The organism is Caulobacter sp. AP07 (genome assembly GCF_000281955.1).
Taxonomy (GTDB): domain Bacteria; phylum Pseudomonadota; class Alphaproteobacteria; order Caulobacterales; family Caulobacteraceae; genus Caulobacter.
The window spans coordinates 41,798-53,047 of record NZ_AKKF01000140.1 but is presented as its reverse complement, the minus strand read 5'-3'; the positions used below and the strand labels follow the sequence as shown (position 1 = coordinate 53,047).

Sequence of the window (11,250 nt, the reverse complement as noted above, 5' to 3'; positions counted from 1 at the left end):
AAATCCTCGCGATGTGACGGAATGGAGCGCGCCGGGGCGCGCGCGGTCCGTCAGGCGCGGGGCGGTCGTTCCGGTCCGGCCAGGTCGAGGGAGGTGAGCGCGCGGGCGCGGGACGCGGCCGGCGAACCGTCGGCCAGGATCAGGATCGGGTCGGCGTCGAGCAGGCCGCCAAGCATCGGCGCGACATGATGGCAATGACCGTGTTGGCAATCGCCGGCGTCGATCGGGTGCGGGACCTGGTGATCGGCCGCTTCCACGGCGGAAACCTGCGAGGCCCCGGTAATGACCGGGCGGTCGTCGCCCGCGCAGACCGCGGCGTCGATGGCCGGCGTGACGACCAGCGCGACGAACAGACAGGCGGCCAGAAGGCCTCCCATGCCGCGCAACCATGTCGTAAGCCGCCTCATCCCCGCCCTATAGCGTCACCGCGGCGGCGCGGGAATGCGTTACATAATCACGGTTAGACGCCGGCGGCCGTCTGGGCGGCCACCCCGCCCCGCCCTTGTGCGTTGTCGGCCCGGTGCGCCGGCGGCGAGGCCATTCGGATCAATTTTCGAGCTTTCCAGGCCGGGGTCTGCCCCCGAAACGCCCCGTTCAGGCCGATCCGTCGCGAACGAACGCGGCTCCACGAACGGTGCTTGCCATAACGATAGCTATAACTACTATATCTCCAAAAGCAGCAATGGGGATGTGGGATGCGGAAGCTTCAGGTGCTCGCAGGCGTCGCAAGCGCGGCGATGGTCGCGGCGGCCGGACAGGCCATGGCCCAGGAGGCGACCGCGCTCGAAGAGATCGTCGTCACCGCCCAGAAACGTTCGGAAAACCTGCAGGACGTGCCGGTCTCCGTGACGGCCTTCACCGCCGACCAGTTGAAGAACCAGCGGGTCGGCGACGTGCTGGCGCTGTCGGGCCTGTCGCCGGGCCTGCAGATCAAGACCGACGACAACGCCGCCAATCCGCGCATCTTCATCCGCGGCATCGGGGTCAACGACTTCAATCCCAGCACCGCCAGCGCCGTCGGGGTCTATCTCGACGGGGTCTATGTCGCCTCCCCGATGGCCCAGATGGCCGGCTTCTACGACCTGCAGCAGGTCGAGGTGCTGCGCGGTCCGCAGGGCACGCTCTACGGCCGCAACACCACGGGCGGGGCGATCAACGTCACCACCAAGAAGCCGAGCAACACGCCCGGCGCCGACCTGGCCGTCGACTACGGACGGTTCAATTCGCTCAACGTCCAGGGCGGCTTCGGCGGCCCGCTCGGCGGCGACGACCTGTCGTTCCGGATCAGCGGCCTCTACGACAAGAGCGACGGCTACACCCTCAATCGCCTGACCGGCAACAAGGGCAACGACGCCGACCGCAAGGCCGTGCGCGCCGCCCTGCGCTTCACGCCCGACGACAAGCTGACCGTCGACGTGTCGGTGAACTACAGCAAGTCGAGCGGCGGCTCGATCCTGACCTACAACCGCTCGCTGATCGCCCAGACCCCGGAAGCGGCCAGCACCGCCCTGCCCGATCCGACCTTCGGCTATTCCTTCTGCAAGCCCAGCTATTACACCTCCGGCCAGTGCACCAACGCCGCCGGCTACGCCAACACCAGCAACAACAAGTACGAGGGCGACTACCGCTTCGAGGGCAAGGACATCGTCAAGCTGTTCGGCGCCACGACATCGGTCAGCTACGACTTCGACGGCGTGACGCTCTATTCCGTCACCGGCTACCAGAGCGCCAAACGCGACGATCTGGAGGAGACCGACGCCAACCCGGTCTCGATCTTCGGCGCCCGCTACATCGCCGAGCAGGACACCACCAGCCAGGAACTGCGGCTGCAATCGAACGGCGCGACCGCCCTGCGCTGGGTGGCCGGCGTCTATGCGGCCCGGGACAACCTGGACAACAACAGCCATTACGACGTGCTGGACGTGATGCGGGTCCCGACGCCCGATAATCCGACCGGCATGGATCCGGCCAACAGCGTCGGCGTGTTCGGCTGGCCCCTGCACCAGAAGACGACCAGCTACGCGGCCTTCGGCCAGGCCGACTACGACCTCAACGATCGCCTGACCCTGACCGCCGGCCTGCGCTGGTCGCAGGACGAGAAGACATTCCACTATGTCAGCGACGTCGACTACGGGCTGATCACCCTGTTCACCCTCGACGACTCCAAGATCTTCAGCTCGGTGTCGGGGCGCCTGGGCCTGCAATACAAGCTGAGCGAAGACGCCAACCTCTATGCGACCTACAATCGGGGCACCAAGAGCGGCGGCTTCTTCAGCGGTCAGACCACCGATCCGGCCGATATCGGCCCTTACCGGGATGAAACCGTCAACGCCTACGAGGTGGGAGCCAAGAGCGAGTTCCTTGATCGTCGCCTGCGCGTCAACGTCTCGGCCTTCTACTATGATTACAAGGATCTGCAGGTCTATACGGTGATCCAGCGCAACGGCCTGCCGGTGCAGCTGTTCACCAACGCCTCGGCGGCGCGGGTTTATGGCGGCGAGGCCGAGATCGAGGCGCGTCCCATGAAGGGCCTGAGCCTGACCCTCGGCGCGTCGCTGCTGAGCGCCGAGTACAAGGACTTCCAGTCGCTCGGCAACGACTACTCCGGCAACACCCTGCCCTCGGCCCCGAAGGTCAGCCTGAACGGCGCCGCCCGCTACGAGCATCCGCTGCCGACGGGCGACCTGGTGTCCCAGATCGATTTCACCTACCGCAGCAAGGTCTATTACGACACCGCCAACACCGAGCGGCTCAGCGACAAGGAACGCGCCTTCGTCAACGGCCAGGTCGGCTGGCGTCTCGCCGACGGTCGCTACGAGCTGGGCGTCTGGGGCAAGAACCTGTTCGACACCACCAACATCTCCGACATCACCCCGATCGCCGCCTTCGGCTTCGACGTGTTCAGCATGGGGCCGCCGCGCGCCTACGGCGTCTATTTCCGGGCGAAATATTGAGCGCGGCCGAGGCGATCATGACGGCGGAAGCCCCGTCGCCCAAGGGCGCCTGGATCGGCGATCCCCCCAGCCTCATCCAGCGCCTCGCGGTGTTCTGGGTCGGGCTGGTCGGGGTGCTGTTTCCCGGCGTCGGGCCGCTGCTGCTGGGCGGCATGGAGGCGACCGGGCGGCTGACGGCGGCACAGATCGGCCAGGCCGGCATGGCCGAGCTGGTGGCCATGGGCGTCGGCGCGGCGGTCGTGGGGCCGCTGCTCGGCGAGCGCCGGTTGCGGCTGGCCGCGGTGGGTTGCGGCCTGCTCCTGGCGGCCCTGGACATGGCGACCACGCGGATGTCGGGCGACGCCCTGATCCTGGCGCGCGCCCTGGCGGGCTTGCCGGCCGGGGCGATGATCTGGCTGATCACCGGCATGATCGTCCGCGCGCCGCGCCCCGAGCGCTGGGCGGGCCTCTACCTGACCATCCAGACCCTGGTCCAACTGGGCGTGGTGGCCGGAATCGGCGCCTTCGTCGTCGGGCCGTTCGGCCCGGACGGCGGCTTCGTGGTGCTGGCGGTCCTGACCGTGAGCGCGGCCGTCGTCGGCCTGGCCGTTCCCCGCGCCTACGCGCCGCTGGCGGAGGCGGCCGACAACCCCAAGGGCCTGCCCAGTCCGCGCGGTTGGATCGCCCTGGCCGCCGTGCTGTGCTTCCAGGCGTTCATCCTGGCCGCCTGGATCTATGTCGAGCCGCTGTCGCGCCAGGCCGGCCATTCCGTGACCACGGCCAGCGCGGCCTTCGCGGTGTCGCTGGCCGCCCAGGTGGCCGGCGGCGCGGCCGCCACGGCCCTGGCCGGCCGGCTGTCGTGGTTCTGGTCGCTGACCGTCGCCGTGCTCGTGGCGATCGGCGCATTGCTGGCGATGGCCAGCCTGCCGTCCGCGGCGGTGTTCCTGGCGGTCTCGGGACTGTTCGGCTTCGTCTGGCTGTTCGCCTCGCCGTTCCTGACGCCGCTGGCCATCGAGGCCGACCCCAGCCGGCGGGCGGCGCTGCTGGGGCCGGGCGCCAGCCTGCTGGGTTGCGGCGCGGGACCCCTGCTGGCCTCGTTCGTCGTCACCGGCGCGGACGTGCGGCCGGCGGTCTGGCTGGGCGTGATCCTGGCGGTCGTCACCCTGGTGATCATCGCCGGCCTGCACCTGACCCGGCCTCGCTCCGCCGCCTAACGACTAGCGCCGATTGGCTTTTCCAGTGAAGCGCACTAGTCCAGAGCGGACTTGAAGGAGAACCGCCATGCCGAAGACGACGGCCAGGAAGACCGCGTCCTCGACGGCCCCCGACATCGCGCTGGACGCCAAGCTTCAGCCCACCCAGGCCCGCGGCCAGGACACCTACGAGATCGTGCTGTCCACGGCCGGCGAACTGCTGGGCGAGTACGGTTTCGAGCAGCTGAGCACCAACGCCATCTGCAAGCGCGCCGGCCTGACGCCGCCGGCCCTCTACCGCTACTTCCCCAACAAGTACGCGATCCTCAAGGAACTGGGCGACCGGCTGATGAAGGCCCAGGACGACGCGGTGTTCGCCTGGATCGAGGCCGGCGGCTTCGACGGCGCGACCGCCGGGGAGCGGATCGACAAGAACGTGGTCATGCTCACCGAGATGATCGAGATGACCCGGCGCTTTCCCGGCGGCGCGGCGATCGGCCGGGCCCTGCGCGCCGTGCCCATGCTGCAGCAGCTACGCTTCGCCTCGCGCGACATGGTCGCCGACCGCTTCGTGGAGTTCATGCGCGAACGGTTCCCACAGGTCTCCGAGGCTCGCCTGCGCATCGCCATGCGGATGACCGTGGAACTGACCTACGCCGCCACGGAGATGGCCGTCGAAGAGCCCGACCGGGACGCCGACGCCCTGATCCGCGAGGTCTGCCTGCTGTTCGACCGTTATTTCGAGACCATCGCCGACGCGCCGTAGAACGACGGCTTGCCAATACGCTAGCTTTTACTATCATATCGTCATCACAATCGGGGGAACGCGATGACGGGATGGAACAACTGGTCGGGCAGCGTCATGGCCACCCCTCGACTCATCGCCCGGCCGCGCGACGCCGGCGAACTGGCGGCCCTGGTCGCCCAGGCCGGCAAGGTCCGCGTCGTCGGGGCGGGCCACTCGTTCATGCCGCTCTGCGAAACCAGCGACCTGCTGCTGAGCCTGGCCGATTACGAAGGCGCGATCGACATCGCGCCCGACCGTCGCACGGTCTGGGCCCCGGCCGGCTGGAGCCTCAAGAAGCTGACGGCGGCGCTGTGGGACGAGGGCCTGTCGCTGATCAATCAGGGCGACATCAATCCCCAGTCCCTGGCCGGCGCGGTCTCGACCGGCACCCACGGCACGGGCGCGGAACTGGGCAGCCTGTCGACCCAGGCCCGCGGCTTCCGGCTGATGACCGCCACCGGCCAGATCGTCGAATGCGGACCGACGCTTAACCCCGAACTTTACGAGGCCCAGCGCCTGTCGCTCGGCCTGTTCGGCGTGGCGGTCGAGATCCGGATCAACGTCCTGCCGGCCTATCACCTGGAGGAACGCGTCGAGCGCCGGCCGCTGGCCGAGGTCGCCGAGCGCCTGGACGAGCTGGCCGCCGCCACCCGCCACATGGAGTTCTTCGTCTTCCCCTACTCGGACGACGTGATTTTCAAGACCCTGCACCCGGTCCCCGCCGACACGCCCGGCCGCCCGCCCAGCGAGGCCGGGGAAACCGACGAGGCGACGTTCAAGATGATCTGCGACATCTGCGCCGCCCTCCCCCACCTGACGCCGCCTCTGCAGCGCCTGATCATGCGCCTGGCCGGCAAGTCCAGCCGCCGGGTCGGCCCGGCCCACGCCATCTTCCCCTCAGAGCGCAACATCCGCTTCGAGGAGATGGAGTACGAGCTGCCGCGCGCCGCCGGCCTGCCGACCCTGCGCGCCGCCATCGACCACATCCGCAAGCGCCGCCTGCCGATCACTTTCCCGTTCGAGTTCCGGCTGGCGGCCGGCGACGACATCTGGATGAGCCCGTTCAACGCCGGCCCCGGGGCCTCGATCTCGTTCCACCAGTACGCCAAGATGCCCTGGCGCCCGGCCTTCGCCGAGATGGAGGCGGTGCTGCGCGACGGCGCCGGCCGGCCGCACTGGGCCAAGCGCCACACCCTGACGCCCGCCGACGTCCACAGGCTCTATCCGCGCGCCGCCGACTTCCTGGCGGTCCGCAAGACCTGGGACCCGACCGGCAAGTTCGCCAATACTCACCTGACCGAACTCTTCGGCCTCTGATCGGAACCGCGCCATGACCGACCAAGACCTGCACGCCCACCTGATCGGCGCCCAGGGTTCGCGCCGCGACCTCAACACCCCGGTCCTGGTGATCGACCGCCCGGCCCTGGAGCGCAACATCGCCCGCATGGCGCAGTTCGCGGCCAGCAAGAACCTGAAGCTCCGCCCGCACGCCAAGACCCACAAAAGCGTCGACATCGCCAGGCTGCAACTGGCGGCCGGCGCCGTCGGCCTGTGCTGCGCCAAGATCGGCGAGGCCGAGGTCCTGGCCGAGGGCGGGGTGACGAGCGGCCTGCTGATCACCTCGCCGGTCGTTTCGGCGCCCGCCATCGCCCGGCTGATCGCCCTCAACGCGACGACGACCGACCTGATGGTCGTGGTCGACCACCCGGCCAATGTCGCCGCCCTGGGCGAGGCCGCGACCGCCGCCGGCAAGCCGCTGAAGGTGGTCATCGACCTCGACCCCGGCATCCACCGCACGGGCGTCGCCTCGCCCGAGGCCGCCGTCGCCCTGCTGGCGGCCATCCAGGCCCAGCCGGGCCTGACCTATGCCGGCCTGCAATGCTATTGCGGCATGCAACAGCACATCGAGAGCTTCGCCGACCGCAAGTTCGCCATCGAGGATCGCGGCGCCTATATCCGCTCGGTGATCGACGCCCTGACCGCCGCCGGCGGACCGCCGCCGATCGTCAGCGGCTCGGGCACCGGCTCCCATCGCATCGACGCCGAACTGAACATCTTCACCGAACTGCAGGTCGGCTCCTACGTGTTCATGGACGGCCAGTACCTGGTCTGCGACATCGCCGGCGACGGGGCCGACGCCAGTCCCTACGAGGCCTCGCTGCTGATCGACGCCCGCGTGGTCAGCGCCAACACCCCCGGCATGGCCACCGTCGACGCCGGCTTCAAGGCGCTGTCGACCGACGCCGAACCGCCGAAGGTCCTGGCCGGCGCGCCGGAGGGTTCGCGCTACTTCTTCATGGGCGACGAGCACGGCGCGATCCTGCCGCCTTCGGGCCAGGCGTCGCCGGCCCTGGGCGAGCGGGTGGTGCTGGGCGCGCCGCATTGCGACCCGACCGTCAACCTCTACGACACCTACCACGTGGTCGATGGCGACACCCTGGTGGCGTTGTGGCCGGTCTCGGCGCGGGGGCGCTCGCGCTAGGAGTATTTTCAAGCGAAGTGGGCGCCGGTTCGCGTGAGGAAAATGCGCTGAAACAAAGATCTATGGCCCTGTCCTGATGCAATCGGGTCGGGGCCCTAGCCCGGCCGGAACATCTGGAACTTCTCGGCCTCGCTGATCCCGAAATAGTCGGCCGGGCCGCCGCCGCGCAGGATCGGTTCGGCGGCGACGGTGTCGTAGACCCCGTCGGTCAGCAGCGCCTGGTCGATGTGGACCATCACCACCTCGCCCAGGGTCAGCCAGGCGTCGACGGGGCGGCCTTCGGCGTCGGTGAGCCGGATCAACTGCGTCAGCCGACATTCGAACGCCACCGGGCTTTCCGCCACGCGGGGCGGCGTCACCCGTTGCGAGGGCGCGGGCGTCAGGCCGGCCAGGGCGAACTCGTCGACGTCGCCCGGGACCATCGCCGAGGTGAGGTTCACCGCCTGGGCCAGCGGCCGGGTCGCCAGGTTCCAGACGAACTGGCCGGTCTCCTCGATGTTGCGCACCGAGTCCTTCCAGCCGGTGCTCGAAAACCCGATGATCGGCGGCCGGTAGTTGAAGGCGTTGAAGAAACTGTAGGGCGCGAGGTTGCGCACCCCAGCCGCGCTGACCGTCGAGATCCAGCCGATCGGCCGGGGCGCGACGATGGCGTTCAGGGGATCGTGCTTCAGGCCATGACCGGCCTTGGGGTCATAGGAATGGATCGCGGTCATGGTCGCCTGCCTGTCTCCGGCCGAGGCCTCCATACAGGCCAGGAGCCCGGATTCGGCAAGTCGCTCCGTCGCCGTCGGAAGCTGCAAAACCGGGTCCGAAACGTCCAATCCCGCCGACGCCCCGCCTTGTAGGCTTTAGCTCTCCATGGACGCGGCCGTCGAAGGCCAACTCTGGGCCGGCCGGGTCCGTGGCGCGCACCTCGATCAGCTGGAAGAACCCCATGCCCATCCTCGCCACGCCGACCCCCGGCCCGCTGCTGCTGACCCCGACCGACCACACCCTGATCATGATCGACCACCAGTCGCAGATGGCCTTCGCCACCCACTCGATCGACGCCACCAACCTGCGCACCAACGCCGCCCTGGTGGCGCACGCCGCCGCCGGCTTCGGCGTCTCGACCATCCTGACGACCGTGGCCGAGAAGAGCTTTTCGGGCCCGATCTTCGAGGAGATCAAGGACGCCTTCCCGACCGCCGAGGTCACCGACCGCACCTCGATGAACACCTGGGAAGACGCCAACGTCATCAAGCGCGTCAACGCCATCGGCAAGGACCGCTTGGTGCTGGCCGGCCTGTGGACCGGCGTCTGCATCGTCGGTCCGGCCCTGTCGGCGCTGGCCCAGGGCTTCGAGGTCTATTTCATCACCGACGCCTGCGGCGACGTCTCGGTCGAGGCGCATGAGCGCGCCGTGGCGCGGATGATCCAGGCCGGCGCCCGGCCGATGACCTCGCTGCAATACCTGCTGGAGCTGCAGCGCGACTGGGCTCGTACCGAGACCTACGAGATGACGACCGGCGTCGCCAAGAAGTTCGGCGGCGCCTACGGCCTGGGCATCATCTACGCCAAGACGATGTTCGGCGCGTCGGAAGGCTCGCACGCCGCCTGACCGGCTCCGGCGGGATCCAGGTCCCGCCGGGTTCGCCCTTTGGCATGGAGGTCCCCATGAAGCCCTATCTGCTCTCCCTCGGCGCCGGCGTTCTGGTGGGCGCGCTCTATGCGCTGATGGGGGTGCGCTCGCCGGCCCCGCCGACCATCGCCCTTCTGGGCCTTCTGGGCATGCTGCTGGGCGAACAGGTGGTGCCGATCGCCAAGCGCCTGATCGCGGGCGCGCCAGTCGTCGCCTACCTCAAGACCGATTGCGCCGAGAAGGTGCTCGGCCCGCACGCGCCGGCCGCCCTGCGCGGCAAGGACCGGGCATGAGCACGCTCAACCGTCGCGGAGCCCTGGCGCTGGGCGCGGCCCTCCTCCCCAGCTCCCTTTTTGCCCAGATTCAGAGACCCGCCATGCCCGCCAAGGACCTGCTGCTCGTCAACGCCAAGATCACGACGCTGGATCGCGGCAACCCGCAGGCCTCGGCGGTGCTGGTGCGCGACGGCCGGTTCGCGGCGGTCGGCGACGAGCAGGACGTCCGGGCCGCCGCCGGCCCCGACGCCACGGTGATCGACGCCGGCGGCCGGCGGGTGATCCCCGGCCTGATCGACAGCCACATGCACATCATCCGTGGCGGGCTGAACTACAACATGGAGCTGCGCTGGGACGGGGTTCCCACCCTGGCCGACGCCATGGCCATGCTGAAGAAGCAAGCGGCCAACACCCCGCCGCCGCAGTGGGTGCGGGTGGTCGGCGGTTTCACCGAGCACCAGTTCGTCGAGAAGCGCCTGCCGACCCTGGACGAGATCAACGCCGCCGCGCCCGAGACGCCGGTGTTCATCCTGCACCTCTACGACCGCGCCCTGCTCAACCGCGCCGCCCTGCGCGCCGTCGGCTACACCAAGGACACGCCCAATCCGCCCGGCGGCGAGATCCAGCGCGACGCGTCCGGCGAGCCGACCGGCCTGCTGCTGGCCCAGCCCAACGCCACGATCCTTTACGCCACCTTGGCCAAGGGACCGAAGTTACCCCCTGAATATCAACTGAATTCCACCCGTCACTTCATGCGCGAGATGAACCGGCTGGGGGTGACCGGGGTGATCGACGCCGGCGGCGGCTTCCAGAACTATCCCGACGACTACGCGATCATCGAGAAGCTGCATGCCGACGACCAACTGACCCTGCGCATCAGCTACAACCTGTTCACCCAGAAACCCAAGGCCGAGCTGTCGGACTTCCAGTCCTGGTCCAGGCAGGTGAAGCCCGGCCAAGGCGACGACACCTACCGCCACAACGGCGCCGGCGAGATGCTGGTCTACTCCGCCGCCGACTTCGAGGACTTCCGGGTCGAGCGGCCGGAGATGCCGGCCAACATGGAAACCGACCTCGAGCCGGTGATCCGCCTGCTGGCCGAGCAGCGCTGGCCCTGGCGGCTGCACGCCACCTACGACCAGACCATCGACCGGGCGCTGGACGTCTATGAGAAGGTCAATCGAGACATTCCCTTTGATGGCCTGCACTGGTTCTTCGACCACGCCGAGACCATCAGTGAGCGCAACATCGACCGCATCGCGGCGCTGGGCGGCGGCATCGCCGTGCAGCACCGCATGGCGTTCCAGGGCGAGTATTTCATCGACCGCTACGGGGCCAAGGCCGCCGAGGCGACGCCGCCGATCGGCAAGATGCTGAAGGCCGGGATTCCGGTCGGGGCCGGCACCGACGCCACCCGGGTGGCCAGTTATAACCCTTGGGTCTCGCTGAACTGGCTGGTCACCGGCAAGACGGTCGGCGGCACGCGGCTCTATCCGCCCGCCAACCGCCTGGACCGCGAGAGCGCCCTCCGGCTCTGGACTCAGGGCAATACCTGGTTCTCCAACGAGGAGGGCAAGAAGGGCCAGATCGCCGTCGGTCAGCTGGCCGATCTGGCCGTGCTCAGCGGCGACTATCTGCGGGTTCCGGAGGAAGAGATTCCCCACCTCGGCTCGGTGCTGACCCTGCTGGGCGGCAAGGTGGTGCATGGCGAGGGCGACTACTCCAGGCTGACCCCCGCCCTGCCCCCGCCGATGCCCGACTGGTCGCCGGTGCGCACCTTCGGCGGCTACCAGGACCGCTCACGCAAATCGGCGATGGCCCTGGCCTCGGCCTGCGGCTGCGCCAGCGGCTGCGGCGTCCATGGCCACGATCACGCCGCCGCGCTGGGGGCCGAGGCCCCGACCTCGGACGCCCGCTCGTTCTGGGGCGCGTTCGGCTGCGGCTGCTGGGCGGTATGAC

General features: G+C 69.0%; 10 protein-coding genes. 8 read left to right on the top strand and 2 right to left on the bottom strand.

What is annotated here, in order from left to right:
• Nucleotides 1-50: 50 nt before the first annotated feature.
• Complete coding sequence (locus tag PMI01_RS10755; RefSeq protein ID WP_035035740.1) at nt 51-377, bottom strand: hypothetical protein; 327 nt, start codon at nt 375-377, stop codon at nt 51-53.
• 318 nt (nt 378-695) lie between these two features.
• Here PMI01_RS10755 and PMI01_RS10750 point away from each other — a divergent pair, with 318 nt between their 5' ends.
• The 5 genes from PMI01_RS10750 (at nt 696) to PMI01_RS10730 (ending at nt 7,395) form a co-directional block, all read left to right on the top strand.
• On the top strand, nt 696-2,954 hold the full coding sequence (locus PMI01_RS10750) for a TonB-dependent receptor (RefSeq protein WP_007667973.1): 2,259 nt from the start codon (nt 696-698) through the stop codon (nt 2,952-2,954).
• A 17-nt stretch (nt 2,955-2,971) separates the two neighbouring features.
• On the top strand, nt 2,972-4,147 hold the full coding sequence (locus PMI01_RS10745) for an MFS transporter (RefSeq protein ID WP_007667972.1): 1,176 nt from the start codon (nt 2,972-2,974) through the stop codon (nt 4,145-4,147).
• A gap of 67 nt (nt 4,148-4,214) precedes the next feature.
• Nucleotides 4,215-4,892, top strand: a complete 678-nt coding sequence (locus tag PMI01_RS10740) for a TetR/AcrR family transcriptional regulator (RefSeq protein ID WP_007667971.1) — start codon at nt 4,215-4,217, stop codon at nt 4,890-4,892.
• Nucleotides 4,893-4,955: 63 nt separating this feature from the next.
• Entirely contained in the window at nt 4,956-6,230 is a 1,275-nt protein-coding gene (locus PMI01_RS10735) for a D-arabinono-1,4-lactone oxidase (protein WP_007667970.1), read from the top strand.
• A 13-nt stretch (nt 6,231-6,243) separates the two neighbouring features.
• Nucleotides 6,244-7,395, top strand: a complete 1,152-nt coding sequence (locus tag PMI01_RS10730) for a DSD1 family PLP-dependent enzyme (RefSeq protein ID WP_007667969.1) — start codon at nt 6,244-6,246, stop codon at nt 7,393-7,395.
• 95 nt (nt 7,396-7,490) lie between these two features.
• Here the strand turns inward: PMI01_RS10730 and PMI01_RS10725 are convergent, their stop codons facing one another.
• Nucleotides 7,491-8,108 carry a flavin reductase family protein gene (locus PMI01_RS10725; protein WP_007667968.1) on the bottom strand — a complete coding sequence of 206 codons (618 nt, stop codon included), beginning with the start codon at nt 8,106-8,108 and terminating at the stop codon, nt 7,491-7,493.
• A gap of 221 nt (nt 8,109-8,329) precedes the next feature.
• Between PMI01_RS10725 and PMI01_RS10720 the strand changes: the two genes are divergently transcribed.
• The 3 genes from PMI01_RS10720 to PMI01_RS10710 all read left to right on the top strand — a co-directional run bounded on the left by PMI01_RS10720 (nt 8,330) and on the right by PMI01_RS10710 (nt 11,249).
• Nucleotides 8,330-8,995, top strand: coding sequence for a hydrolase (locus tag PMI01_RS10720; protein WP_007667967.1), 666 nt, complete (start codon nt 8,330-8,332; stop codon nt 8,993-8,995).
• Nucleotides 8,996-9,051: 56 nt separating this feature from the next.
• Nucleotides 9,052-9,309 carry a DUF1427 family protein gene (locus PMI01_RS10715; RefSeq protein WP_007667966.1) on the top strand — a complete coding sequence of 86 codons (258 nt, stop codon included), beginning with the start codon at nt 9,052-9,054 and terminating at the stop codon, nt 9,307-9,309.
• Nucleotides 9,310-9,392: 83 nt separating this feature from the next.
• A complete protein-coding gene (locus tag PMI01_RS10710; RefSeq protein WP_202948075.1) occupies nt 9,393-11,249 on the top strand; it encodes an amidohydrolase in 1,857 nt (618 codons plus the stop codon).
• The last annotated feature ends 1 nt before the right edge of the window (nt 11,250 follow it).